Below are 26,521 nucleotides of genomic sequence, written 5' to 3'. Positions count from 1 at the left end.
AGCCTCCTACTCGTTATACTAAACACTTGTAAAGGAAAAACTTTTATTTAAATCCTTTATTGAATTCATCACGGAGATCTTGGATATAGATTCCGATATCATTCCGAATCTCAAAGAGCTGTTCGTGAAGCTGCCTGTATTTCAAAGAGCTGATAACTGAAGTGCCTTTTAGCTCCTGCTGAAGAATAGTCAGTGCATCGTTGGCACAGTATAGCGCTTTTTTAGTATAGGCAATATTTCCACCCATAAACTCACGATCAAAACCAAAGGAGTAACCTCCGGCAATTTTGGCTCCTATTTTAAGGACATTATCTACGAAATCGCTACATGAGCCCTCTTGCAGATAAGTAGGATTAATAGTTTCAGTCCACAATAAGACATCCGCAGCCAGTTCTCGGGATTGGTTATAGATATCCAGCATTTCAATGGAGCTAAAACCGGAAAGACTAAATTCGTCACTGAGTTCTTTCCACTCCTCCCCCTCATTAAAGTCACTGTAATCATCGATAAAAAAGTCTTCGTCCTCCCATTCATCTTCATCCTCAAAGAGATCTTCCTCTTCATCATCCAAATTGTCATAGAAGCCTTCTCCGTTGTCCCCAAAAAACGGGTCATCAAATTGAAGTTCCTCTTCGATAAAGGCATCAACGGCATCCATCTCATTCCCGTTTTCCTGGAGAATGCTAAGCCAGCGCGGTATTTGGTTGGATGAATCGGGAGCAATGAATTTCCGAAGCTGGGTATTTCGTCTCTCTATTTCATTGAGATGAGCTTCCCACTGGTGTTCATCCCAGACGTTGTCATCAAAGTCGTCAAACATTATAGCACCCGTTTGATGAGGTTAAGTGTATTGATTGATTACTTCTTAAAAGAAACGCAATTTGTCAGTAAATTGGTACATAATTTTTTAGCAATTATTACAGTTGTTCCAAAACTCCTGTAATAACGGCCGTCATTTTAGGTTCGGCGACGCCTGCTGCTTCCAGAACTTTTTCAATATCCACTGGTTCGAGAGCATCGGGTAAGCATTCGTCAGTAATAGCGGAAATGCCAAGCACATCCATATCCATGTGTACCGCGGTGATAACTTCGGGAACGGTACTCATGCCAACAACATCAGCTCCTATAAGTCGAAGAAAACGGTATTCAGCCCTGGTTTCCATAGTGGGACCGCTAAGTGCGAGATAAACACCCTTATGCATTTTGATATTATTTTCGAGAGCGACATCTTCAGCGATAGCTTGCAGACTCTCTGTGTAAGGTTCGCTCATATCCGGAAACCGAGGCCCTAACTCATCATCATTGGGTCCTATCAGCGGATTATCACCCAGCATATTAATATGGTCGTTGATAAGCATAATATCTCCAGACTCATAATTGGGGTTCATCCCGCCACAGGCGTTACTTACAATTAGAGTTGCGGCTCCGAGACGATGTATTACCCGAACTGGAAAGGCGATCTGCTGCATAGAATATCCTTCGTAGTAGTGAAAGCGTCCCTGCATGGCCACTACCTCTTTCCCGCTCAAATTGCCAAAGATAAGCTGCCCGGCATGGCTTTCAACAGTGGATACAGGAAAGTGGGGAATATCGGCATAGGATATGGTATCCTGCACCTTTACCTTGTCGGCCAGCTGACCTAATCCGGTGCCCAGAATCACTAAATAATCTGGTTGGAAACTGGTATGTTCTTTTATATAAGAAAGGGCTTCATTGCGTTTTTTGCGAAATTCCTGAACCGTTTCTCGCTGCATATATATGATTTAAAGCTTATAAGATTGTTACATGACTGACTATCCAAAATAGCAAAAGGAGCATAGAAAAGGTAGGATATTGAAATGTAATTAGGTGCAGAAGGAGTTCCTATTTTTGGAACTGAGAGATATTAATCCAGTTCATCAATAATATTATCCACATCTTCGGCTCCTGGAGGGAGAGGTTGTTTCTTTTCGGAATGTTCATCCTCTTGCTCCGTATGTTCTTCATGCTCTCCTCCGGAAGAATCCTTTCCTTGTTTTTCTACCTCAACATCTTCTTGATCCTTTTTTGGGGGACGTTCTATTTCTTCATTGGGAAGATTAAAGAGCGAAGCTTCGTCCTTTGAAAATTGTTCCAGGGATTCCTGAGCCATCTCGAGGTAGGAACGCATACCGCCAATAATCTCCTTGCGACGATCAAGCAATCGAATAATGCTCTGCCGTACCTGTTGGCGCTGTTGGGTAGCTTCACGAATAATGGATTCTGCCTCCATCTCCGCTTTTTCAATTTTAGTTTGTGCTTCGCGGCGCGCGCCTGTAAGTTTCTGTTCGGCCGATTCCTTGGCTGTTTGCAGGGTTTCGTGAAGAGCTTCCTCTACGCGTTCATAGTGCTTCAGCTTTTCCTCGAGATCATCAATCTTTTTCTCCAGTTCCCGGTTTTTGGCAACCATATGTTCCCACTCATTAGACATGAGATTTAAAAAAGCCTCTACTTCAGCTTTGTCATAACCTCGTAATGATTTGTCAAAGGTCTGTTGTTTGATCTCAAGAGCCGTTAATTTCATAACAATACGCTAAAGTCAGGAAGTTAGTTTATTGTAGTTAAAGTCATTAGTCGTGGAGCATGTTCCGCAGTCCACTGCTTTCGGAAGAAGATTCTTCCCTATTTTCATCTATCTCTATAGAATTCTTAGATGCTTCAATCCGATTGTTTTTAGCTGAGGATTCCTGAGAAGCAGGTTCATCATCCACAAAAATTGCTTCAAGATTTTCGATTCGGCGCTTACTTTCTTTTTTATACTCTATAAACGCCTCCGCTAAACGGTTAAAATCTTTTTCGGAAATTCCGCTCTTGTTACGATTCATCCATGTTTTGATGAGGTCTATAATTTTAGCTGCTAAAAACCCAACCAGGGCAAAGGCGCCTACTGCCCCTACCAGGGCTACAACCATTTCTTCAAAACTCATGCTTTGTTCCTCCGTTTGTTTGCAATATCAGAAACTTCCTGTTTATTCTCCTTTTTTATATCGTCAATTTCAATTTTACTCGTACCGCTTTTTTGGCCAGTGGAGAACTCTTCGGGATCGGCGGCAGCAATCGCTTCCAGATTTTCGATACGTTCTTTTAGCGAACTAACCACCTTGTTTAACTCGTCAACCTCTTCTTCATTCTGTTGGCTGCGATTCATCATTGTCATTTTATTCTTCTGGTATTCAATAATAAGTCCGCCGATGATTGCCGCTAATGGTATAAGTACCCAGATCCAGCTTGCCATAATGAATTACTCTAAATTAAACGATACAGTGTTGTAATGTACTAAATCTTAATGATATTGAAAGGTTCTTATAACGATTTTAATACTTAATAGTTACGTTCTCCAAAGATGGCCCTGCCGACGCGTACCATGGTAGATCCTTCCTCAATAGCAATTTCCATATCGTTGGTCATTCCCATAGAAAGTTCATCCAGCTGAATATTTTTACACTCATAGGAGCGGTGCTCATCCCGAACTTCCCGGAGTAGTTGAAATTCCGGCCGTACCTTTTCGACCTTATCCTTATCCACAAAAGTGGCCATTCCCATAAGTCCACGCACGCGAACGTATTCAAGGCCCTGGGCATATTCCAGAATATCAGCTAAATTTTCAGGTTCGCAACCACTTTTTTGGTCCTCTCCGCTAATATTGATCTGGATGAGGGTATTGATAACGCGATCAATTCGGGAAGCACGTTTTTCAATTTCCCTCAGCGTTTTTGATTTGGGAACCGAGTCAATCCAGTTAACGCGATTAACCATATACTTAATTTTGTTTGTTTGCAGGTTGCCAACCATGTGCCACTGGATTTGGTCTTCTTCATAGGCCTCCATCTTATCCTGTAACTCCTTGGCGCGGTTTTCACCGAAGTGAAGTTGTCCACAGCCAAAGGCCGTTTTGATATCTTCAAGGGGTTTCATTTTACTTATGGCAATGAGCTGTACTTCCTCAGGGTCACGGTCAGCCCGGGTGCAGGCTTTTCGGATTCGCGTAGAAACATCTTCTATATTTTGACAAATATCTTGTCCCATTCGGGTGTTTTCTTTTAGTATTTATGAATGACTCGGTTGATTAGTATTACTAGAAACCGATAATGAATGATATTAAAAATAAGCTTTTAAGAAAGGTATTAAAATGCTATTTTACGGGTCTGATTAAAGGATTGAACCGCAACTAATAATTCATACGCTGAGTATTTTATATTTCGACTCTGAATTATGTACGGATCGGCTCAGGCGCTTTAAAACCGTAACCCTAAAGTACGGAGGCCGATAGCCCGCATGAACACACAGGTTCAGCATATTTCCACCTTCCTACACCAGTGGGCTCCGCCCAGTACCAAGCTCGACTACGATAATGTTGGACTATTAATCGGGAATCCCAACCAGCCGGTTTCTCGTATTTTAACCTGTCTTGATGTTACCCTTGAGATAGTAGAAGAAGCAATTGAGCAAGAATGTAATCTTATCGTCGCTCATCACCCTCTTATTTTTAAAAGCATTGATCGAATAAATCCTACAAGTGAGCAGGGTAAGATCATTTATGAACTTATTAAGAACGATATTGCTGTTATTGCTGTCCACACTAATTTGGATGCTGCACTTGACGGGGTTTCCTTTGTATTGGCTAAAGAACTACAGCTGGAAAATTTGAAATTTCTGGATAGCAACTATAATATTAGCCGAAAAATAGTATTAACAACAAACCACTCAGATAGTGATTCAGTTTTAAAACTATTGAATTACTATTCTGCCGAAGAGGCTCATTATTACCAAGTTGCGGGAAGAAAAGACGACCAGCATACTTATGAAGCTATTATTGATGAACACAATGTTGGTGACCTTAAGAAGGAATTGAAGAAGAATGGGTTGCTGGATCGTGGTAGTTTCCAGCTTATGGATGTAGCAAGTCCCTCTAATAATGTAGGAATGGGAGTTGTCGGTTTTTATCGCGATAAAGGGTTAACTCAGCAAAATTTTTTGGAAGTTGTATCAGAAGCACTGGGAGTGAAGGCTGTTCGGTTTTCTGGCTCTGCAGAACGTATAAAAAAGGTAGCTGTTTGTGGAGGCGCCGGTGTTTCCCTTGCTCGCAAGGCTATCGCAGAAGGAGCTCAGGCTTTTATTACCGCAGATATTAAATATCATGATTATTTCACAGATACCGAGAATTTTTTACTGGTCGACGTAGGCCACTATGAAAGTGAAGTGCCGATGGTGGCGGCTCTTCAGCAGGAACTGAGCGAAGCTTTTGAGAATATTCAGGTTCTTGAGACCAATGTAACCACCAACCCAATGCAGGTTTTTATACCTGATCATAAATAAAATCCGCAGGAATAAACGACGAATAAACCAATCTATGGAAGAAGTACTTCAACAGTTAACGAATCTTCAATATATAGACAGCAGAATCGATGAGCTGAAACAGTTACGGGGGGATTTGCCGGAGGAGGTTCTTGATATTGAAACGGATATCAACCGACACGAAGCTAAGATTGACCGACTTGAGGAGGAGAAGAAAAGCCTGCAGGTAGAGCGGGATAATCTTGAGTTGGAGATTAAGGATGCCAACAATAAGATGGATAAATATGAAGAACAGCAGATGTCGGTTCGGAATAACCGTGAATACGATGCGCTGACCAAGGAGATTGAATCTCAGAAGCAGATCATTGAGAATGCCGAATCGCGCAAAGAGGAGATCGAAAACCGCCTTGAAGAGATCGATCCCGAGATAGAGGAAGCCCAGGAACAGCTTGATGATATCGAGGAACTTTATAAGGAAAAGAAGAAAAATCTCGAGAAAGTGGTTAAAGAAACGGAAGAAGAGGAGGAAATGCTTCTGTCAAAGCGGAAGGAGGTTGAAGAAAATATCAATGACCGTTATCTGCGAAGCTATAAGCGACTCCGGGAAGGTCTATCTAATGGATTAGCCGTGGTACCTATGGAAAAGGGAGCAGCTTTGGGTATGGCGCTGCCTCCGCAAACACAGGTGGAAGTGCGCCATAAGAACAAGATCATTATCGATGAAAATAGTGGTCGTATTGTAGTACACCCCTCCTTTTTTAAGAAGGCTAAAGAGCAGCTTTCTCTATAACGGCTTATACACTTATCCTTTTTGCAAAAGATGTACAATCAGTAAACGATTTTGTACATCTTTTTTGTTTTAAAAGTTATAAAGAGCATATTCGTATTTATTGGGATGACCGGGCAATCGCCCCCGCACATTTGTGCCAGGGAGGAAAGTCCGAACACCAACAAGCGCCGTGCTTCCTAACAGGAAGGTCCGGGTAACCGGACAGCTAGTGCCACAGAAAACAGACCGTCCGCCAGTCGGTGGATAAGGGTGAAAAGGTGAGGTAAGAGCTCACCGTTCTGCCGAGTAATCGGGAGAGGCTTGGTAAACCTCACGGGGTGCAAGCTCATGCAGGCCGTGCGCTGCTTGTCGTATTACGGTCGGGTGGAGTGCTAGTTATTCCGGAGTGATCCGGGATGCAGATAAATGATTGCCATCCGCCAACCGGCGGATACAGAATTCGGCTTACAGGTTATCCCTTATTTCTACATGAAAAGGCCGTCCGGGGAGGACGGCCTTTTGTTATTTAATATTAATACAGGAAGAGTTTAGTTAAACATGTTTTTATTTAACAGGACAATAGGCTTTATTAATAAATAAGAACTAGGTCTTCAAAACAATTTAGGAATATTAAGCAAAAGCTATGGATTCTAAAGAACTGCGCGAACTTCAACGGCCCTTGAAAGAAGAATACCAAGAAAACCCTCAAAAAGCCGAAGTGGTGCTCCACGCGGAAGGAGAGGTGGGATCAGATGATATTTCCTGCAAGGTTGAAACTGATGCGGGAATTGCAGAGGCCGGACTTCATCCGGCGACAGGCGGAGATGGATCACAAGCTTGTTCGGGTGATATGCTTTTGGAAGCATTAGTGGCATGCGCCGGTGTTACATTAAAGTCGGTAGCTACGGCTATGGATATCACGATTCACAAAGGTACGGTAAAAGCCGAAGGTCTGCTGGATTTTCGGGGAACGCTGGGCGTATCGCGCGAATCACCGGTGGGATTCAAATCCATAAACATGACTTTTGATCTGGATACAGATGCACCTCCCAAGAAGGTTGAAAAGTTAATTGAGCTAACCGAGCGATATTGCGTGGTTTTTCAAACCCTGAAAAATAGTCCGGAATTAAGCGCCAATGCTCCGCTTCGCTAGCTTTTGCAGGAAAAAAGTTATCAGGATACTGTAATATAGGAAGCGGGATCCTGCTGGTAAAAATTTTGTAGCTGCTGATATAAATCGGGGTGTTTCTCTTTTAGCTCGCGCGGCTTCTCAAAGAAGCATTCTGTAATGACGGCAAAAAATTCGGCTAAGTTAGTGCCCCCATAGTCGTCAATGAGGGTTTTCTGGTCTCGTTTTATAGCCTGAAGAAGTTTCTGGTATTCGCTGCCGACCACCCGTGCCCAAGATAGGAAGTGTGATTCATTGTTATAATTGTTCTCTACCTGGTCGGTAGCACCATATTCGTAATCCAGCTGATGAGCAAACTCGTGGAAAGCCAGGTTCTGTCCGTCATGGATATCGGAAGCACCCTTTTTAACTTCATTCCAGGCCAAGACCACATGGCCGCGCGACCATGCCTCGCCGCGCCGTCGCTGGAATCCCTCCTGTACAAAAAAGCTGTTATGGCGGCTTTTAATTTTAACGACATAAGGTTTGGGATATACCAGTACCGATCGAAGGTCATTATAGAAAGAGGAAAGGTCATCAATACCCAGCATCAAAATGGAAGCCTGGGCCGCAATAGTTACCCGTATTTCATCGGTAATTTCAAGTCCGGCACAACCTTCGAATTTTTTTTCATCTATAAAAACATGTACGAGGCCTTTCAGTTTGGCCTGCAGGTTGGAAGGGAGATGTTGTATATATGGTACATTCCGATTAAGGAGAGCATCCCATTGGTCAGGAAAGGGCTTCTTCATTAGTCGTTTACGGCGCCATTTTTTAAACCCGAACATGAGTTGCTCCGTTACATATTTACTTTATAGGTGCCTTTATACTTACGATTCAATTCGCGTTTTACATCGCGCTCTTTGATATCCTCGCGCTTATCGTGCTTCTGTTTCCCTTTGGCAATACCCAGCAGGACCTTAGCATATCCCTTTTTAAAATATAGTTTCAAGGGAATAAGGGTATATCCTTTCTGATCGATGGCTTTATCGAGCTCGGCGATTTCTCTTTTATTGAGCAGTAGTTTGCGGGGACGCCGCTCATCGTGGTTTGCATAAGAACCTTGTTTATAGGGTTTTATATACATATCACGCAGCCATACTTCACCATCCTGTAGCATGGCAAAAGATTCATTAAGGCTGGCATTGCCGTTTCGAAGAGATTTTACTTCTGTCCCTTTAAGTACGATACCGGCCTCATAGGTTTCCTCAATATGATACTCGTATCGAGCTTTACGGTTTTTTATGGTCGGAGTGTTCGTAGCCATAGTAGAAAAAAATGTAAGGATTCAGTTCGTTATGCAAAAAAAGTACATGCTAATAGCAAATAACTGAAAGCTGCTGGCTGGTTTAGTAATCAAATCCCAGTTTGCGAAGGTCTTCCATAATAGATTCACCGGGCGATCGATCGGGCATGGTTTCATAAATACTCATAATCTGCTGGATCTCAGATCGTGCTTTTTCATTGTTGGGATTGATATTCAATACTTTTATAAATTGTTCCAACGCTGAGGTCATTCGGTCACGCATACTACTGTCTTCGGGTCCCCGATATTCCAGGTAAAGTCCGTAATTCAGGTATGTCTTCTCTTGAAGTTTAGTTAAATCCGCATCTGTTTGATCGGGATCTGCATTGTTAAGTAACTCAAGAGCCGTCTGATAATTGTCTTCGGCTATATATTGATCCACACTTTTGGAAATATTTTCGGGTGTGGAGCTGGAGCAGGAAACAAAGAGTAGAGAGAGAAGAATTAGAGAGAAAAAACGCATGAAAAGATCCTATTTATAAGATTAATTAAACAGTTAAAACTAAAGATAACAGAAAAGATTTATATTAAATAGAGCGGGTTGGGACTTATGCAAAGCAGAAAAATAGCCATACTTAGCCAACCTAAAAAGGTGCGCGTGGGATCCAGCGGCTGCTCGTATAGTGCAGGCGGATGCTCAACCCCCACCAGGTAGGCTGTGAAAAATGACCATACTACCCATATCATGGAGCTTGACGTATTAATGCCCCCAGCAAAAAAGTAGAGGTAACCTGCTGCAAGTCCCATTGAAATAGCCAATACGGGAGCTATCCACTGGTGGTCGTCGTGGAAGGCTCTTCGAAGGAGTAAAAATAAAATACCGCCCCAAAGGAGCCAGCTAAGCGGATCATATCCAAATTCATAACCGGAAAGGGCTTCATGGATAAAGGGGACGGCCTCTATCCCCGCCAGTGTGACCAGCAGTCCAAAGAAGAGGCGGGCCGCGGTGCGATGTTTTTGAAAGCCAATAAGGGAGTATAGAATATGTCCCCCATCCAATTGGCCCAGTGGCATGAGGTTCAAAGCCGTAAAAAAGAGTCCCAGCCAGCCGGCAAACAAAAAGGGATAATGATACATTTCCCACATAGGAGGCACATTCTCAAAGAAAGAGGCCAGAAATCCGTACAGCAGGGTGTTGCCAACAACCAGGATGTTTCCGTCGGATTCTTCGGGAGGTTCTTCCGGAAATACCCCATGTTCGGCTACATATGTTTTAACGGCCTCATGACCCTCAAAATTTTGGATATAGGACGGGTCGGGGAGGGTGGAAAACCCATACAATAGAATTGCCAGTGAGATTACAAATCCGGCCAGCGGACCCGAAGCCCCCACATCAAACATTTTATGGGAGTCGTTAATCTTTTGTTTAATCCGGATAACCGCTCCCAGGGTTCCAATACCCAATGGTATCGGAATAAAGTAGGGAAGGGTCACTTTAATTTTATGATAAAGGGCCGCGAAAAAGTGCCCGAACTCATGGACGCCTAAAAACCCCAGCAAAAGCGTCGAAAATAACAGCCCCCGATAGAAGTCCGACAACGATGGCAATCCAAAAGGAAATAAAGAGGGACTAAAGCCGACAAAACCGGCTCCCACCAAGGCTACAGATACAAAAGTGACTAAGAAAAGGACTACATGCTTTGTAATAGTTTTACCATCGAATTCTGATTTTGAACCAGAATGTTGGCGATTGGGTGATGCTGTTTCAGTGAGTACTTCGTCAAAGGATTGTTCCGGTTGTTGTGGAGTCGGTTTGTTATTCAAGGTAAAAAGTTAATTTATTTAGCTCTTGCTATGGGCATTGTCATACACCGGGCGCCGCCACGGCCCCGGCATAGTTCATTTCCAAGAAAACTGATGGCGATTTTTTTGTTCTTCAGGTCGGATGGTTGATCCTTAAATTCTTCAATAAATTTATATTGATTCATCAATTGATAGCCGTACTTCTCTAACTCACGAAAAGTATTCGTATTTCGTTCATATCCGACAATAATGCCGGGCGCTAATGCAAAAACGTTTGCGCCATCGGTCCATTGTTCACGAAATTGATTTGTTCGATCGGGTCCACCGCAACTGATAAAAGTAAGATCACGTTCCATAAATTGTTGGAGTGCTTCCTGTAGCGATGGTATTGACCGGGCATTAATGGAGCCGTTATTTGATGACAGAGCGATGATATTGTCGCGCCGTTCGGTAATTGCCGGTGGAAACGCGATACATTCATTGGTATCGGAGAAGGTGAAAATAGTATCAAGATGCATGGAGGAACGCTGTTTCGGGATATCTACCGCTAAAACATTTTCTACCCCATTTTCGAGAAGTCCTTCTGTCGCCTTCATCAATCCGCTGAAGGAAGTACGTTCGCTCATGCCTATAAGCACAAGTTCTTCTGAAGCTACCAGTACATCTCCTCCTTCAATGGATTCTTTTCCGCTAATACGGATTGTTTTTTTACTGAGCTCTTCAAAGAGCGGATGAAATTTGACCAGCGCTTGCATTAAGATAGCTTCCCGAAGGCGGGCTTTTTTAGCGGGCCGGGATAACAGAATGCTTTCTCCTACTACCGCTGCAAGGTCGCGTGTGAAAAGCAAGTTAGGTATGGGTTGAAGGGTAAAGCCGTGGATGGCGGGAGTGCTTCCTTCAATAACAAACTGTAATAAATCGGCTGCCTCTAATTTTAAAAGATCCTCTTCAATGGTATGCAGATTGCATTCGGGAAGTTGATTTATAAGCTCTTTTATGAAGAAAGCCCGAGCTTCTTCCTGCTTGAAGCATTCCAGAAAAAGATCCGTTATTTCGTAGATAGCGCCATCTTCCGGCATGGCAGTTTTAAATATCTTGAGCATGTCAAGATGCTCCTTGCGAGCGTCTTCTTCAAATATAATATCGTCAAAGAGCAGCTGATCTTTGTGCTCTGGATTTACAAGGGATACTTCTCGTCCGGGAGTATGAACAATAACACTTTTAAGAACACTGGTTTCGGAATTAACAGATAATTTCATGGCTGTGAAGTATAAAAACAGTTAGAACTGAACAGTTATTTTTAATTGTGGCCTTCTATCAGATCACTGTTTATTGAGTATCAGCAGAATGCTTTCCAAATATACGTTTTGATAGCCCTTTTTTTAAATACTTATTTTTTGAAAAAAAGTGTATGAGAATGACTATTTTTGGGCACCATGCAATTTTAAAAAATGTTATAACTTAATTGTTGAAGTTTAATACCGGTTAATTTATTAGTTGAAATGTCTAAGAAAACGGAAATAGAATCCCTTATTTACTTACTGGAGGATCCTGACCCATACATACAGTCGGAAGTTAAAAGCCGCTTGTTTGAACTGGGAGAAAATGCTGTACCCATACTCGACGAGCATAAAAGTAAGAGTACAGACAAGAAAGAACGGGATTTAATTGACGAAATTATCCGTTGGATTACCTACAGTAGTGTGGAAGAAGATTTTATGGATGTTTTGGAGAACGGCCTGAATGATCTTCGCCAGTTGGAAAAAGCTGTTTTTACACTGGCCCGTTTTAATAATCCAACGCTTAGGATTAATGATTACAGACAAAAGCTCGATCATTACGCAGATCAAATTTCAGCGGATGTCTCTTACTCCCTTTCGGAAACAAAAAAAATGCACGTGGTTTTGAAGCTCGTTTTTAGCCAACTTCAATTTTCCGGAAGTACAACGGACTATTATAATCCTGAAAATTCTTATTTAAATAGGGTTATAGACCGCAGACAGGGATTACCTATTTCACTGGCGCTGATTGTTCTTTTTATCGGAAGGCGGCTGGATCTTCCGTTTCGTGGCGTGGGCATGCCCATTCACTTTATGTTAATGTACGAGGCGGAGCAGGAAAAAATTATGATAGATCCTTTTGATCATGGAAAGGTCGTAACCTACAACCAGTGCTATTACTTTTTAAAACAGAATGGCGTTTCTCCTAAAAGTGAACATTTTAAGCCTGCTACGCCCCCGGAAATATTGAGCAGGGTTATTAGGAATCTGATTAACAGCTATGAAAGGAAAGATCAGCTTAATCACGCTGAGAGCCTGCGGAATTTATTACAAACTTTGGAGCTGATGACTCAGTTTTAGAAGACTCCTATTTTTTAAAACCGAATGCGTCTTTGGAAGTCTCATCAAACTTGAAGGGATTTATCTGTTTAGCCAGGTTATGAAAAGAATCGGCTTCCTCCTGGTTATCATTAAATTGATGAATATCGCCCGCCAGTTGATAAAGAGTAGGGTTGGCTGGTGCATGCTCCAGAAGATGCCGCAGCATGGGGACCGCTTCTTCAAAATCCTTATTCTCCACATGGATAGCCAGTCTATATAAATCTGCACGGAGGGTCTCGTTTTGCGGTTCAAGCTGATCGAGGTAGTGCAAGCAACGAGAGTATATATTACGATCGTAATAAAAGCGAACCAGTTGATAGATCAGTGAAGAAGGCAAGTACACATCTTCAAGACGATCTTCGAGCTGGCGCATGATATCGCGTCTTTTCATGACCATAAACAGGTGTACCAGTTGGCACAAGGTTTCGGGATCATGTTCCGTTTTTAGGATTTCTGTTTTAAGTTCGTCGGTCAACAATCGGTCAAACTCTTCTTTGATTTTTTCTTCCGGGAAAAGCGGGTTTACCAACTCATCCAGGGCCAACAGCTGGTCGAAGGTGCCGAGAGATTTAAGTTCCTGTTCTGAAAATTTTTCAATTTCCCATTTTTCATTAAAATAAGCCACATTTTTCCAGTAATGCTTGCTTTCGGTATCCAGATCCAGAGGGAAAGTAGTTGTTCCAAAGTAGTGCTTTACCTCTATATGGGGAGCAATTCCAACCTGATAATCAGCTGTTCGTGCCTGGAAACAGAGATCTATGTCTTCAAAAAAGGCCAATTCATAGGCTTCATCCATACGCAGCCCGGTTTCTGTACGCAGCATCATGCAAAAACTGTCGATATATTCCGTCGTTAAAAGTCCTGGGCTGGTGGCTTCAATATTTCTGATTGCTTGATCGGGATTAAGCGTCTTGTCAGTAGCGGGTCCCACGAGTGCATATTTTGGATGAGTCTCCATCAGGTTTTTAAGGGCCTTCAGGGCATCGCTATTGAGTTCAACATCATTATGCATAATGCAGGCATAAGGGGTGTCTGCTTTTTCAAGTCCCTGATTAACGGAAGCTGCGAATCCGATATTTTGATTGTTTGTAATAACAATACAATCTAAAAAGTTCTTTTCCTGGAGTTCTTCCAGGTAGTCGTGGGTATCATCAACGCTGGCGTTGTCGATTACAATAAGTTGTATATCCGAGGTATCGCAATGCTCCGAAACCGACATCAGACAGTGCTCCAGGGCCGCTTTGCCATGGATGGCGGTGGGTATGATGAGGCTGATATCCGGATTTCTGTCTTCTTTGGAGTCGGTGGCAGTGGTTTCCTCTTTTGGATGCGCTTCCTTCTCCTTTTCTTCTTTTTCTTGTTGAGCGGCGCTTTTGTTGATCTCATGTTTAAGTTCCGAGGCCTCAACAAACCGACGTTTTTTCTCTAAAATCTCAATTTTAAGCTGCTTGGCAGCAGGATGCGAAGGCCGTTCTTCCAACACTTCTTCCAGCTTCTCCAGGGCTGCATTAAAGCGGCCGTCTTTTTTCATTGCTATAGCCTCATTGAGCAACTCAATATCAAAATCACGCTCGGAAAGTGGACGGTCCCTGGTTTCCAGCGTTTGAAGCGAATGAATAGTAGCATTGCGTTCTTCGGATGAAATATCCGATCGAAGCAATGTAAAAAGAAGTTCCTGACGCATCGAGGGTGATGGAGAAGGCGTTTCTTCCATCGAACTGGGGCGAAACCAAGGGGTATCGACCGTTATAAAAGAGTCAGCGCCTACTCGGGCAGCCAGTTCCAATCCGTGATATGCGTTCAGGTAGGAATTAAAATTTTTGTCAGTGGGATCCAGGGCAGAAGAGTTCCAAAGAAATAAGCCATCAGTAGGCCACCGATTTTTTTTAATCAGGTCACGCCAGTCTGCTGGGTCACGAGGTAAGTTGCTGCGTTGTATTAAGCCGCATTTTGTCGTTTGAGAAAGTCGTTCAAGTCCGTCAATAAGCTGCTCTTCTTCAATATTATGAATGCTTTCAGGGGCCCAAAACAGATCGGTATTGCACTGCAGCAGGATTTCATTCAATGAATATCCGCGCCCCATACGTTGTGGATGATCGTAATAAAACGTATGCTCATGCTGGTAATAATCGAGAACCGATTGGATGATTTCAGTACTCTCATCTTGAGAAGCATCATCGATTACAAACAGCTCAAACTGAAGTTCAGCAAGTTCATAAAGGGAAGTCAGGGTAGTTTCTATAACATCTTTTTGATCCTGAACAACGATTCCAACCGTAAGCAGCGGCTTATTTGACATAGACTACATTTTCAAAAATGTGCGTTTGTTCTTCCGAAATATACGAGCTGAAAACCTAAAGGCGAAAAAATGAATTTTAAGATATCAGGTAGCGAAAGTGACTAAAACTTCTTTTTAAAAGTACTAATTTTTGTCATTATTGAAGTAATAAATAGCATTTAAAGAATTTAATATGAATTTTTCAAAAATACCTGCTGGGATAATACTTGGCTTATGCTTGTTTACAGTTGAAGTTCAGGCGCAAACAAATTCCCCCTCTTTGCAGCAAATTAATGAGGAGGCATCGTCCATAGAATCTCTTACGAGTCTAATCATTCAACAAGACGAGGAGTTGCTAAATGAGCGTTACTTTAACGGCATGACGGCCTCTGACCATGCTAATATTAAATCAGCATCTAAAAGTATTCTTGGACTTTTAGTGGGCATAGCAATTGAAGAGGGACATATTGAAGGGGTCGATCAACCAATCAGACCGTATTTCAGCGATTATTTTGATGAAAATCCTGATTCAGTGAAGGAAAGGATTACCATTAAAGATTTGTTGACAATGCGGGCAGGGCTGGAAACAACAAGTTTTCATAACTACGGCCGGTGGGTAACAAGCAGCAATTGGATTCATTTTACTCTGGATCAACCCATGGAGGCTGCGCCCGGCGGAGATATGGTATATAGTACAGGAAGCTCGCATTTATTATCCGTGATTATAAGCAGGGCAACAAATATGGATACACGAGCCTTCGCTAATCAATATCTTTTTGGTCCCATGAGTATTTCCGTTGGAGGCTGGGATCGCGATCCGCAGGGCTATTATATGGGAGGAAATAATATGGCACTGCGTCCCGCTGGTATGCTTAAAATTGGACAGATGATCATAAACGGTGGTACTTTTGAAGGTAAACGTATTATTGCAAAAGATTGGTTGCAGGATTCCTTTCAAACCTACACCCGGAGTAATTATAATCCCTATGACTATGGCTATATGTGGTGGAATAAGCCAGTAGGCGAATTTAAGGTGTTTTTTGCCTGGGGTTATGGGGGACAATATATTTTTATGATTCCGGACCTTGATGCTGTAGTTGTTATGACGGGAGAACTGCAGGGAGCCAGTCAGGCTCGCTCATATAAAGAACCCGTATTTGAGTTATTGAGAGAATCAATTCTTCCTTTTTTACAGCAGCGGTTACCGGGTTAATTTATATATGATATCGTCTGTTTTTTGTAGATAAAATTAGATATTGTATCTATCAGTAAATAAAAAAGTTAATTAGAGATGAGGATAATATGAGAGGAATACAATGGATACTGGTCGCAGTAATATTCACTTTGACTTATAGCTGTGCCGGAACCGGAGAGATGGGAGGAGGATCGGCAAATGTAAAGACTTATGATACTGATTATGAAACCGTGAGGAATAAGGTTCAGGAGGCTATACGGAACAGCAACATTATTATAAGAGAGGTATCAGAATCTGAGGATCAAAAAAGAACGAATTTTCTTATAAATAAGTCAGGCCGCGTAGGCAATAACCAGATGCAGCAGCATGCCGGTAGGGTAATTGTGGAAGAAATTGCTGAAGGAAAGACCAGGGTAGAGGTGGAAAACCCCGAATATCATTTTACGGTGCCAAGTCACGAAAAAGAAGACTATAGACGCATTCTTTTTCGACAGCTGGAAGAACTAATTGAATCATAAACTTAACATAGGCAGCAGATTTAGGTACACGAGATCATGATGAATATTAACTTGAGAAATATTCTATTTATTTTCCTGATAGCTTTATTTGCGATGCCTGGATGTATACAGGAAGAAGAGGAGGAGCCCTCGCTCCATTATGAAGTGCGTTTCCCCAATGCCGAACATAATGAAGCGCAAATTACCCTTCGGATGGAGAATCTCCTTCCGGGTATGGTTACCGTTTCCATGAGCCGTACCTCTCCGGGCCGCTATGCCCTCCATGAATTTGCTAAAAACGTGTATGGCGTTACAGCTACCAACAGTCGCGGAGATACTTTAGATATTGTACGTTCCGATTTGCATAGCTGGGAGGTTGAGGGACATGATGGAACGATTAATTTTCATTATACCCTCTTTGCCGATCATGCCGATGGAACCTACGCCGGTGTCAATGAGCAGCACGCACATCTGAATATACCGGCATCTTTTGTAAGAGTACCCAATCTGCCGAATACCGAAATTACCGCAACTTTTTATCCACCGGAAGGGTCAAACTGGCAGGCAACAACACAGCTGCAGCCAACGGCAGAGCCGATGACCTTTAAAGCACCGAACTATTATTATTTTATGGACAGCCCCGTAGAACTTAGTGACCAGATGATTACCAAATGGCCGGCCCCATCCGATACGACCGGGCAAACCATTCGCCTGGCGGTTCATCATAATGGGACCCAAGAACAGGTGGATAACTATACGGAGATGGCTAAAAAAGTAGTGGCCGAACAGGTGGCTATTTTCGGAGAACCCGCGGATTTCGACTATGATACTTATACGTTCATAGCCGATTATCTCCCTTATGTACATGGGGACGGGATGGAACATCGGAATTCTACAATTTTGACGAGTCGACGCCCTCTCGAAGGAAATGGTGCCCTGCAAAACTTATATACCTTATCTCACGAATTCTTCCACAGCTGGAACGTCGAGCGAATACGACCTGCTTCGCTGGAGCCATTTGATTTTATGAATACCAATGTATCGGGAGCACTCTGGTTTGCAGAGGGATTTACGAGTTATTATGATGATTTGACTATACGAAGAGCTGGAATTATTTCCAATGAGAAGTATGCCGCTGACTGGGCCGGCACCCTAAACTACGTGCTTAATTCGCCCGGAAATAAGTATTATAGTCCCGTTGAAATGAGCAGACAGGCTCCATTTGTTGATGCAGCCACTTCCGTGGACCCTCAAAACAAATCCAATACCTTTATTTCTTACTATTCTTGGGGAGCTGTGATTGGCTTGGGACTAGATCTCTCTCTTCGGACAACCTTCGAAGAGGTTACCCTTGACGATTTCATGCGTCAGCTTTGGGAGGAATACGGAAAGTCGGAAGAGCCGTATCAGCTATCCGATCTGCAACAGACGCTGGCAGAGGTAACCGATAGCAGTGAGTTTGCGGATCAGTTTTTTAATCAATATATCTACCAGGGAAATCATGTCGATTTAAAACCCTTACTGGCCCGGGCGGGTTTTTCCCTGCAGAAAGCTGATACTACGCAACCGGTTCTTAGTTTTGGAACTTCAAAAATTAGCTTTGAGGATGGAAAAATGATAGTGGCCAATCGCACACAGATTGGGAGTCCCCTGTATGAGGCCGGACTTGATACCGGGGATGAAATTATTTCTCTGGATGGTCAAAAGCTTGCCAATGCAAAGGAGCTCCAGCAGTTGCTGATCGAACATAGGGCCGGCGATGAGTTAGCAATTACATATCGTTCGCTGGGTGTTGAAAAGAAGGGGCGAATACGATTGGCAGAGAATCCTGCTTTGGAAGTTGTTCCCTATGAGCAAAAGAGCGGAGAGATACTCACGGAACAAATGAAAACATTTCGGCGCCAATGGCTCGGTTCTAAAACCGGGAATTGATTTGTGCTTGCAAGGTAGGAAAATATTCGTAGATTTGAGCAGGGAGACTTTAAACCCACATATAGCTGGTAAATTGCTAATGACAAGTTATGGGTATCACTAAATATCATATCGGCTGTACCGGTTGGAGCCTAAAAGAATGGGTGGGTAATTTCTTCACCGATGATGCCAAACAAAGTGACTTTCTTACACAATATGCTTCGGTTTTTAATGCGGTAGAGGGGAATACAACCTTTTATCATATTCCAAATGAGCAAACCGTAAAGAAGTGGGGGAAAGCTACCCCAGATGGATTTAAATTCTGTTTTAAGTTCCACCGCTCAATTACCCATCAGCGACAGCTAAACGAAGTGGATGAAGAAGTACTGCAGTTTTTGGATGTTTTTGAGCCTATTGCGGATCGTTTAGGTCCTTTCCACATCCAGCTCCCTCCGCAATTTTCACCTGGGGAATTTTCGAGGATTGAACATCTTGTAGAGCTGTTGCCCTCTGTATATAGCTATGCGTTAGAAGTACGTCATCCCGGCTTTTTTGACAATGGGAATAAAGAAAATCGGCTTAACCGGCTATTGCAGAGTTATAATATTAACCGGGTAATTTTTGATACGCGCAAACTCCATAACATGAAAGTGGATGATCCCACGATCAGGCAGGCCCAGCAAAAGAAGCCTAAGGTACCGGTTCGTTTTAAAACAACAGGGTCTCGCCCGTTCGTGCGATTTGTGGGAGCTAATGACGTCATTAATAATGAACCCTACTTAAAAGAATGGGCGATTATTATTGCTGACTGGATTAAGGAAGGCTTACATCCATATATTTTTACCCACTCGCCGGATAAAGTAAGTCAGCCGACTATTGCTCGTAGATTCCATCAATTGCTTTCCGACCTTATTGAAATTAATCCCATGCCAGCGTGGCCTATTGACCGGCAAAGCGAGCAGCTGAATCTGTTTTAAAAATCTTATTTTTGATAATAGTTAGAACTGCTAAATTGGATCTATTCACTTCAATAAACCTATATTCCGTGTCTGTAAAAATATAGAGGGAGGTGATATAACAATAAAAAATTCGTATCTTTAGAGGCTTTTTCAGAATCCAGAAATTGATAAATACTCATGTCCGAGTTAGATACGCTCACAAAAGAGCAGCAAGAAATTATTGAGGAAGCCCGGCGCCGTCGGACGTTCGCGATCATTTCGCACCCCGATGCCGGGAAGACCACCCTCACAGAAAAATTATTGCTCTATGGAGGAGCCATACACGAAGCGGGTTCTATCCGTCAGCGTAAAGCCAATCGGTATGCCGCATCCGACTGGATGGCCATCGAAAAAGATCGGGGTATATCTGTAACTTCTTCAGTGCTTCGGTTCGAGAAGGATAATATTAAATTTAATCTGCTGGACACCCCGGGACACAAGGATTTTTCCGAGGATACCCTTCGTACGCTCGTAGCAGCCGATACTGCACTTATGGTTATTGATGTCGCAAAGGGTGTTGAGGAACAGACCGAGAAGCTTTTTGAAGTGTGTAAGATGCGGGAAATTCCTATTATCACATTTGTTAACAAGTGCGATCGGCCGGGCCTGGAGCCCCTGGAAGTGATCAGTAATATTGAAAATCAGCTGGGTATTGAGCCTATCCCCGCATCATGGCCGCTGGGTTACGGGAGAGAATTTCAGGGCATTTATGATTTAATCGGCAAGGAATTGCACCTTCAGCACAAGGAAGAGCACGGGGCTAAAAAGGCGCATACAGAAAAGTATAATCTGGAAGAGGGACTGAAAGAGGCTCAGCTCTCTGATCACGAAAAGGAGAAGTTTCGGGAAGAGGTGATGCTTACCGAAGATATGATGAAAATGATGGATGAAGAGGCGTTTAAGAATGGAAAGGCCACGCCCGTATTCTTTGGTTCTGCATTAAATAATTTCGGACTGGATGTTTTTCTGGAGTATTTTGCCGAGCTTGCACATCCTCCACAGCCCTATTTGGATGAGAGTGGTAACGAGCGGGAAATAGGTCGGGGTTTTTCAGGGTTTGTCTTTAAGATGCAGGCGAATATGAATCCCGATCACCGCGATTGTGCCGCCTTTATACGTATTACTTCTGGTAAGTTTGAGCGAGGAATAGAAGTGACGGAAAGCAATACTGGGAAAAAAGTTAAAATGTCTACTCCTCATACCCTTATGGGAGATGAACGTAATATACTGGAAGAAGCCTATCCGGGAGATGTGGTTTCATTATTTAATCCGGGTTCTTTTCGCATCGGTACCACTATCTACAGTGATGATCCGGTAAAATTTGATGTTATTCCGCTCTTTACCCCTGAACATTTTAGAAAAGTATCAACGAAAGATCCCTTTAAACGGAAACAGCTGCGCGAAGGACTGAAGCAGCTGGCCGAAGAAGGGGTGGTGCATGTTTTTGAGATGCCTAATGGCGTGGGTAACGAGCTCCTTCTGGGAACCGTAGGTGCCCTTCAGTTTGATGTAGTAGAGCACCGGATGGAAACCGAATATAACACCGAGTTGCACATAAGTTCAGTGTCTTACCATGCGGCCCGCTGGCTCGATCAGAACCAGGAAATCATTGAAAAGCTTGAGAGTAGTTATTCGACTCATGTTACTGAGGATATGGAAGGAACCCCCATTGTTCTCTTTGACAGCGGCTATGCGCTGAATCAGGCCGAGGAGAAAGTTGGAGCTGAAAATCTCTATAAATTTAAGCAAGGTTAGTTGTGAGTAGCGGATCATAAACCTAATGACCCCAGGATTCATAACAAAAATCACCTGTCCTCAGGAAGCTTCCACAAAAAATTAGTCCTTTGACATAGGGTTGTCATTAGCCGGTTTTATTTTAATCATATCTTAAAATTTTCAACTACAAAGCTAACGATATGATTAAAGTGGATAACCATGTCACGTCGGCCATGCAATTTGTCTCCTTTTCGTATAAAATTGATCCATACAATATATAAGGACTATGGAAGATGAAAAGCTGTTAGTGAATAGAGAGATTTTGCTGCAGAAATTTTCGGGAAAGGGAGGGTGGACGTATGCAGAATTGCCAGAAATCACACCGCCTGACAATACCCCTTTTGGATGGTTGACAGTAAGTGGACACATAGATGAATATGTGTTGGACCATCATAAGCTAATGCCGATGGGGAATGGGAACCTGTTTTTGCCGGTCAAGGCTGTAATTAGAAAGGAAATAGGTAAAGAAGCGGGCGACTATGCAAAGATAATACTGTATCGGGACAAATCCCCCGTGGATATTCCGGATGAAATTATGGACTGTTTTAAAACCGAAGCACCGGAAGCCTGGGAGAATTTTAAAAAATTCAAGGAAACCGAGAAAAAGGCTTACTTGGATTGGATTTATGAGGCCCAAAAGGAGGAAACCCGAATAAAGCGAATAAGAGAGATGCTAGATAAGGTGATAAAAAACAAATGATTCTATGAAGAATAGGGTAATAGAATCGGTAACGCTCTAAATCTTATAAAAAGTGAATAATAAATCAGGGTAGGGAAGAGCTGGCGCCTCCCAACCCTGATTGTTAATTTAGTTTATTTTCCACCATTCGCCTGGAGATCCGCAATGCAGTTCGCATCGAGGGATGGAATTTCTTCTCCCGTCAATTGACCGAAGAAATCGGTGGTTTCGACAGCATAATACATCAGGCATTGATCATTATCGCAATGATGTCCGTTTTCTTCATCCTGGTGATCCTGCTGCATCTCCGTACCCGAATTTTCGATGTTTACCAATCCAAAAAGGTGACCGAATTCATGGCGGTACGAAGTCGCCTCCACAAGATAGCGGGAAGCCTGTCCTATCCCTCCACTAGCTTCGTCAAAAGCTGCTCCAAAAAAGGCATTGGATGTATTGAAGTAGGCAATGCCGAGTACATTGGCCTCATTATATTCTCCATCTACAATAATCATGTAGGCTGTTAACTGATTGCTTTCGGTTGAAGAGGTATAGTTATCGCGGTGTTGCTCTTCCAGTGACCGTACCTCATTAGCACTATAGCTGTTTTGTCCCTCTGCTGGAATGACCGTAGGTTCATTGATCGTAACAGAGGTTTTATGGAGCCGCTGTTCGAGAAATGCCTCCAGGCTGTCCAAAGCTTCGGAATTCGGTGCATAGCCTTCCATATAGTCAACTTCAATCACCAGGTCGGTAAAACTGGAGTCAGCCAGAAAGTCATTTGCAGAGACCCCGGGATTAATCTGGTGTGGATAAGGCTGAGGAGTGTTTTCTCCGGGACCTGATGAGTCCAGACAGCCGTAAGTGATTAAGCTGATTAGTATTACGGAAAAGAATAGTAGCAGGTTGTATCGTTTAATGGTATCCATAAATTTAATTTTTGTTGGAATTCTGTACCCATTAAACCAAAAGCATTGGTAATTGTTTCTTTTTTCACCTTTGATAACCTGGGAAAGGGCAAAAATATACGCAGTAAAGGTTTGAGAGGAGGAATATTTCGAAGATCTATTTCGCCCTTCCGCGTATTATTCTTAAATTAGAGCACTTTTAAAATATGGGACGATTGAGTTGATAAATTGCCGGTTTTTCCTGTCCAGAAGTTGTTAGCCAAGACTACAAAAAGGAATGGACGGGGAATTTATCAAGTCAATCATTCAACCAATCAACAAATATTATAAAAAACCATGGCTAAAGAATTTGACGTTTGCGTAATTGGTTCCGGACCCGGTGGATATGTAGCCGCTATTCGAGCATCACAACTTGGATTTGATACTGCAATTGTAGAAAAGCGGCATCTGGGCGGAGTATGCCTTAATATCGGATGTATTCCAACCAAAGCTCTTCTCCGTTCGGCAGAGGTATTTGAAAGTATAGAGCATGCCGGGGATTACGGAGTGACGGTAGAAAGTTATGAAGCCGACTTCGGAGGCATGATCGAGCGCAGCCGCAATGTGGCAAACAAGATGAGCAAAGGCGTTCAGTTCTTAATGAAAGCCAATAAAATTGAGGTTTTTGAAGGTAAGGGCGTTTTTGAATCTAAGGAACAGATTAAAGTTATCAATGAAGATGAAGAAACGGTTGAGCAAATCAAGGCCGATAACTTCATTATAGCTACGGGTGCCCATCCGCGTGAATTACCGAATATCCCGATTGATGGTGAGATGGTTATCGATTCTGAACGGGCGATGCAGCTGGAAGATCAGCCCGAAAAAATGGTGGTTATAGGCGCCGGAGCCATTGGCGTTGAATTTGCCTACTTCTACAATACGATTGGAACTGAAGTAATACTCGTGGAGTTGCAAGATAGCTTGGTACCGGTTGAGGATAAGGATATCGGTAAAGAACTGGGCAAAATATATAAGAAAAAAGGTATTGACGTACGCACCGGAAGCACAGTCGAAAAAGTAGAAGAAAATGGAGACGGAGTAAAGGTAACTATTAAGACCGGCGATGAAGAAGAAGTTATTGAAGTCGACGTAGTGCTTTCTGCCGTTGGTGTAGCCGGTAATGTTGACGGTATCGGTCTCGATGAAATTGGCGTTGAATACGAAAAAGGCGCCATCCAGGTAGATAAGGAAACATACCAGACGAGTGTTGAAAATATATATGCTATCGGTGATGTGGCCGGCGGACCATGGCTGGCCCATAAAGCATCACACGAAGGAATTGTTTGTGTGGAGAAGCTGGCTGGTGAAGACCCATTACCCATAGATTATAATAACATCCCGGGCTGTACCTATTGTGAGCCTCAAATTGCCTCCGTCGGCTATACCGAAGAGCAGGCCAAAGAAGAAGGCTATGACATTAAGGTCGGTAAATTTCCCTTCTCAGCCAGTGGTAAAGCAACGGGACTTGGTCATGAAGAAGGCTTCGTTAAGGTCGTTTTTGACGAGAAATACGGCGAATGGCTGGGATGTCACATGATTGGTTCGCATGTCACGGAATTAATTGCCGAAGCGGTTGTTGCCCGGGATCTTGAGACTACAGGACATGAAATCATTAGCGCGGTACATCCCCATCCGACGATGTCTGAAGCGGTTATGGAAGCGGTTGCTGAAGCGTATGGGGAAGGAGTTCATCTGGGTAGCTAACAAACAACCCAAATGCTTTTTTGAAAATTTATGTTAGCATTGTAAGCTGATGAACAGAAAATTATAAATTAGGAATTAAAATTAAGAATCAGGAATGAGAGGCACTATTTGCCCTCATTTCCCATTTCCACATTCCTAATTTTACGCCTATGAATACAGTAGAATTTTATGATCTGGGTCATGCTCCCTACCGGCCGGTATGGGATTTACAGACGGCCATCCAGCAGCGACTGGTAGATCAGAAGCTCAGGCACCGGAAAAATGAGGCAAATAGTCCTCAAGAAAAGGATCGCGAAGTATTACTCTTTGTGGAACATCCCCACGTTTATACGCTTGGAAAAAGCGGGGATAAAGGACATCTGCTGAAAGGCATAGCTGAACTCAATGATATTGAGGCCGATTTCATAGAAATTGATCGGGGAGGCGACATTACCTATCACGGACCGGGACAAATAGTCGGTTATCCCATATTTGATATGGATCGGCATTTTACGGATGTTCATAAGTACCTTCGGTTTTTGGAGGAGATTATTATTCGTACTTGTGCTGATTATGATATTAAGGCGGGAAGAATTGAAGGACTTACCGGCGTTTGGGTAGACAATAAGAAAATATGCGCTATGGGAATACGATGTTCGCGATGGGTAACCATGCACGGATTTGCTTTTAATGTAAATACCGACCTCAGTTACTTTAATCACATCGTACCCTGTGGTATAACGGATAAAGAGGTTACCAGCTTGCAGGATTTGTTGGGAAACAGCGTTAATGAGACGCGCGTTAAAGAACGGTTGCTTGTCCATTTCGAGGAAGTATTCGATATAGATATCACAAAGGTGGATTCCCTTCCTGAACTGAACAATCAATTTTCGTATCTTACAAGTGCTGAGCCAGCAAAAGAAGCATCCCAATAACTACTGATTTTAGTTTCATGATTAAAGAGCTTAACGTTGTAGAAGAGAAAACAAAGACGAAACGCCGACCAGACTGGTTGCGGGTTAAATTGCCTTCGGGAGAGAAGTTTAAGGAAGTATCGGAAACCATCCGGGAACATTCCCTCAATACGGTTTGCTCTGAAGCTCGTTGTCCGAATGTGGGAGAATGCTGGGGGAACGGAACTGCAACCTTTATGATCCTGGGCGATGTCTGTACGCGATCGTGTTCATTCTGTGCTGTAAAAACAGGCCGTCCCGAACAGGGATTGGATTGGGATGAGCCGAGCCGCGTGACTGATGCTGCGAAGAAAATGGGATTAAAGCACGTAGTATTGACTTCTGTAAACAGAGATGAGCGCAAAGACGGGGGCGCTCCGATTTTTGCTGAGACCCACAAACAGCTCCGGGAAGCAATTGACGGAGTGACTATTGAGTCGCTTATACCCGATTTTCGCGGCGTTTGGGAAGCCCTTCAAATTGTTATTGATACCCCGCCGGATGTATTAAGTCATAACCTGGAAACAGTGCCCCGTCTGTATCGCACTATCCGTCCCCAGGCTAAGTATGAGCGTTCTTTAGAGTTGCTCCAGCGCTGTAAAGATCAGGGGTTGCGTACCAAAACCGGTATTATGGTTGGATTTGGAGAAAAGCGTGAAGAAGTTATTGAACTTATGCAGGATTGCGTAGATCATGAAGTTGATGTGTTAACTATTGGGCAGTATATGCAACCCACGAAAATGCACCAGCCAGTAGAAGAGTGGGTACATCCTGACCAATTTGCCGAGTACAAAGAAATTGGTGAAGAGCTTGGAATAGGACATGTAGAAAGCGGTCCCCTGGTGCGTTCTTCTTATCATGCAGAGCGCCACGTTTAGCACGTTCAGTTGAAATAATACATATATAAATTCGTTAAGTCTCTTTGAA

General features: G+C 43.0%; 26 protein-coding genes and 1 other RNA gene. 14 read left to right on the top strand and 13 right to left on the bottom strand.

Annotation, left to right across the window (positions count from 1 at the left end; genetic code table 11):
• Positions 1-43 precede the first annotated feature (43 nt).
• The 6 genes from ABEB05_RS15675 to ABEB05_RS15650 form a co-directional block, all read right to left on the bottom strand.
• Positions 44-820: a hypothetical protein gene (locus tag ABEB05_RS15675; protein ID WP_265791636.1), complete on the bottom strand. Its 777-nt coding sequence runs from the start codon at positions 818-820 to the stop codon at positions 44-46.
• 97 nt (positions 821-917) lie between these two features.
• Complete coding sequence (locus tag ABEB05_RS15670) at positions 918-1,754, bottom strand: purine-nucleoside phosphorylase (RefSeq protein WP_265791638.1); 837 nt, start codon at positions 1,752-1,754, stop codon at positions 918-920.
• A gap of 131 nt (positions 1,755-1,885) precedes the next feature.
• The gene (locus ABEB05_RS15665; RefSeq protein WP_265791640.1) at positions 1,886-2,542 is read right to left on the bottom strand and encodes a DivIVA domain-containing protein; all 657 of its coding nucleotides are present in this window, start codon (positions 2,540-2,542) and stop codon (positions 1,886-1,888) included.
• A 46-nt stretch (positions 2,543-2,588) separates the two neighbouring features.
• Entirely contained in the window at positions 2,589-2,945 is a 357-nt protein-coding gene (locus tag ABEB05_RS15660) for a hypothetical protein (protein WP_265791642.1), read from the bottom strand.
• Entirely contained in the window at positions 2,942-3,253 is a 312-nt protein-coding gene (locus ABEB05_RS15655; RefSeq protein ID WP_265791643.1) for a hypothetical protein, read from the bottom strand. The genes ABEB05_RS15660 and ABEB05_RS15655 overlap by 4 nt, the downstream gene beginning before the upstream one ends.
• Positions 3,254-3,339: 86 nt before the next feature.
• The gene (locus tag ABEB05_RS15650; protein ID WP_265791644.1) at positions 3,340-4,044 is read right to left on the bottom strand and encodes a YggS family pyridoxal phosphate-dependent enzyme; all 705 of its coding nucleotides are present in this window, start codon (positions 4,042-4,044) and stop codon (positions 3,340-3,342) included.
• A 249-nt stretch (positions 4,045-4,293) separates the two neighbouring features.
• On the opposite strand from ABEB05_RS15650, the gene ABEB05_RS15645 reads away from it, so the two are divergent.
• The 4 genes from ABEB05_RS15645 to ABEB05_RS15630 all read left to right on the top strand — a co-directional run bounded on the left by ABEB05_RS15645 (position 4,294) and on the right by ABEB05_RS15630 (position 7,235).
• Positions 4,294-5,334, top strand: a complete 1,041-nt coding sequence (locus tag ABEB05_RS15645; RefSeq protein ID WP_265791646.1) for a Nif3-like dinuclear metal center hexameric protein — start codon at positions 4,294-4,296, stop codon at positions 5,332-5,334.
• A gap of 34 nt (positions 5,335-5,368) precedes the next feature.
• Positions 5,369-6,103: a zinc ribbon domain-containing protein gene (locus tag ABEB05_RS15640; RefSeq protein WP_265791648.1), complete on the top strand. Its 735-nt coding sequence runs from the start codon at positions 5,369-5,371 to the stop codon at positions 6,101-6,103.
• A gap of 101 nt (positions 6,104-6,204) precedes the next feature.
• An RNA gene (gene rnpB, locus ABEB05_RS15635) (RNase P RNA component class A) lies at positions 6,205-6,566 on the top strand.
• Positions 6,567-6,725: 159 nt separating this feature from the next.
• A complete protein-coding gene (locus ABEB05_RS15630) occupies positions 6,726-7,235 on the top strand; it encodes an OsmC family protein (protein WP_265791650.1) in 510 nt (169 codons plus the stop codon).
• Positions 7,236-7,255: 20 nt separating this feature from the next.
• Here ABEB05_RS15630 and ABEB05_RS15625 read toward each other — a convergent pair whose 3' ends face one another.
• The 5 genes from ABEB05_RS15625 to ABEB05_RS15605 form a co-directional block, all read right to left on the bottom strand.
• Positions 7,256-8,038 carry a M90 family metallopeptidase gene (locus tag ABEB05_RS15625; RefSeq protein WP_265791652.1) on the bottom strand — a complete coding sequence of 261 codons (783 nt, stop codon included), beginning with the start codon at positions 8,036-8,038 and terminating at the stop codon, positions 7,256-7,258.
• Positions 8,039-8,049: 11 nt separating this feature from the next.
• Positions 8,050-8,517 carry an SsrA-binding protein SmpB gene (gene smpB, locus ABEB05_RS15620; RefSeq protein ID WP_265791653.1) on the bottom strand — a complete coding sequence of 156 codons (468 nt, stop codon included), beginning with the start codon at positions 8,515-8,517 and terminating at the stop codon, positions 8,050-8,052.
• An 82-nt stretch (positions 8,518-8,599) separates the two neighbouring features.
• Positions 8,600-9,019: a hypothetical protein gene (locus ABEB05_RS15615; protein ID WP_265791654.1), complete on the bottom strand. Its 420-nt coding sequence runs from the start codon at positions 9,017-9,019 to the stop codon at positions 8,600-8,602.
• 59 nt (positions 9,020-9,078) lie between these two features.
• Positions 9,079-10,320, bottom strand: coding sequence for a site-2 protease family protein (locus ABEB05_RS15610; RefSeq protein WP_265791655.1), 1,242 nt, complete (start codon positions 10,318-10,320; stop codon positions 9,079-9,081).
• 14 nt (positions 10,321-10,334) lie between these two features.
• The gene (locus tag ABEB05_RS15605) at positions 10,335-11,558 is read right to left on the bottom strand and encodes an arginine deiminase (RefSeq protein ID WP_265791656.1); all 1,224 of its coding nucleotides are present in this window, start codon (positions 11,556-11,558) and stop codon (positions 10,335-10,337) included.
• Between the two features lie 243 nt (positions 11,559-11,801).
• Between ABEB05_RS15605 and ABEB05_RS15600 the strand changes: the two genes are divergently transcribed.
• Positions 11,802-12,659 (top strand): SirB1 family protein, encoded by an 858-nt coding sequence (locus ABEB05_RS15600; RefSeq protein WP_265791657.1) that lies wholly within the window; start codon positions 11,802-11,804, stop codon positions 12,657-12,659.
• Positions 12,660-12,666: 7 nt separating this feature from the next.
• On the opposite strand, the gene ABEB05_RS15595 is transcribed toward ABEB05_RS15600, so the two are convergent.
• Positions 12,667-14,979, bottom strand: a complete 2,313-nt coding sequence (locus tag ABEB05_RS15595; protein ID WP_265791658.1) for a glycosyltransferase — start codon at positions 14,977-14,979, stop codon at positions 12,667-12,669.
• Between the two features lie 172 nt (positions 14,980-15,151).
• On the opposite strand from ABEB05_RS15595, the gene ABEB05_RS15590 reads away from it, so the two are divergent.
• From ABEB05_RS15590 to ABEB05_RS15565, 6 genes are all read left to right on the top strand, one after another.
• Positions 15,152-16,171, top strand: a complete 1,020-nt coding sequence (locus ABEB05_RS15590) for a serine hydrolase domain-containing protein (RefSeq protein WP_265791659.1) — start codon at positions 15,152-15,154, stop codon at positions 16,169-16,171.
• Between the two features lie 89 nt (positions 16,172-16,260).
• The gene (locus ABEB05_RS15585; RefSeq protein ID WP_265791660.1) at positions 16,261-16,671 is read left to right on the top strand and encodes a hypothetical protein; all 411 of its coding nucleotides are present in this window, start codon (positions 16,261-16,263) and stop codon (positions 16,669-16,671) included.
• A gap of 93 nt (positions 16,672-16,764) precedes the next feature.
• The gene (locus tag ABEB05_RS15580; RefSeq protein WP_265791661.1) at positions 16,765-18,582 is read left to right on the top strand and encodes a M61 family metallopeptidase; all 1,818 of its coding nucleotides are present in this window, start codon (positions 16,765-16,767) and stop codon (positions 18,580-18,582) included.
• 89 nt (positions 18,583-18,671) lie between these two features.
• Positions 18,672-19,538 (top strand): DUF72 domain-containing protein, encoded by an 867-nt coding sequence (locus ABEB05_RS15575; protein ID WP_265791662.1) that lies wholly within the window; start codon positions 18,672-18,674, stop codon positions 19,536-19,538.
• Positions 19,539-19,697: 159 nt separating this feature from the next.
• Positions 19,698-21,314, top strand: a complete 1,617-nt coding sequence (locus ABEB05_RS15570) for a peptide chain release factor 3 (RefSeq protein WP_265791663.1) — start codon at positions 19,698-19,700, stop codon at positions 21,312-21,314.
• A gap of 247 nt (positions 21,315-21,561) precedes the next feature.
• The gene (locus tag ABEB05_RS15565) at positions 21,562-22,035 is read left to right on the top strand and encodes a YdeI/OmpD-associated family protein (protein WP_265791665.1); all 474 of its coding nucleotides are present in this window, start codon (positions 21,562-21,564) and stop codon (positions 22,033-22,035) included.
• Positions 22,036-22,148: 113 nt separating this feature from the next.
• Here the strand turns inward: ABEB05_RS15565 and ABEB05_RS15560 are convergent, their stop codons facing one another.
• Positions 22,149-22,940 carry a zinc metalloprotease gene (locus ABEB05_RS15560; RefSeq protein ID WP_265791666.1) on the bottom strand — a complete coding sequence of 264 codons (792 nt, stop codon included), beginning with the start codon at positions 22,938-22,940 and terminating at the stop codon, positions 22,149-22,151.
• A gap of 315 nt (positions 22,941-23,255) precedes the next feature.
• On the opposite strand from ABEB05_RS15560, the gene lpdA reads away from it, so the two are divergent.
• From lpdA to lipA, 3 genes are all read left to right on the top strand, one after another.
• Positions 23,256-24,662: a dihydrolipoyl dehydrogenase gene (lpdA, locus tag ABEB05_RS15555; protein ID WP_265791668.1), complete on the top strand. Its 1,407-nt coding sequence runs from the start codon at positions 23,256-23,258 to the stop codon at positions 24,660-24,662.
• Positions 24,663-24,811: 149 nt separating this feature from the next.
• Positions 24,812-25,576: a lipoyl(octanoyl) transferase LipB gene (gene lipB / locus ABEB05_RS15550; protein WP_265791670.1), complete on the top strand. Its 765-nt coding sequence runs from the start codon at positions 24,812-24,814 to the stop codon at positions 25,574-25,576.
• Positions 25,577-25,593: 17 nt separating this feature from the next.
• Complete coding sequence (gene lipA, locus ABEB05_RS15545) at positions 25,594-26,472, top strand: lipoyl synthase (RefSeq protein ID WP_265791672.1); 879 nt, start codon at positions 25,594-25,596, stop codon at positions 26,470-26,472.
• Positions 26,473-26,521 lie beyond the last annotated feature (49 nt).

The sequence above is a fragment of the Fodinibius salicampi genome (assembly GCF_039545095.1).
Classification (GTDB): Bacteria; Bacteroidota; Rhodothermia; order Balneolales; family Balneolaceae; genus Fodinibius; species Fodinibius salicampi.
The sequence above is the reverse complement of the archived record's forward strand: the minus strand, read 5'-3'. Positions and strand labels throughout refer to the sequence as shown.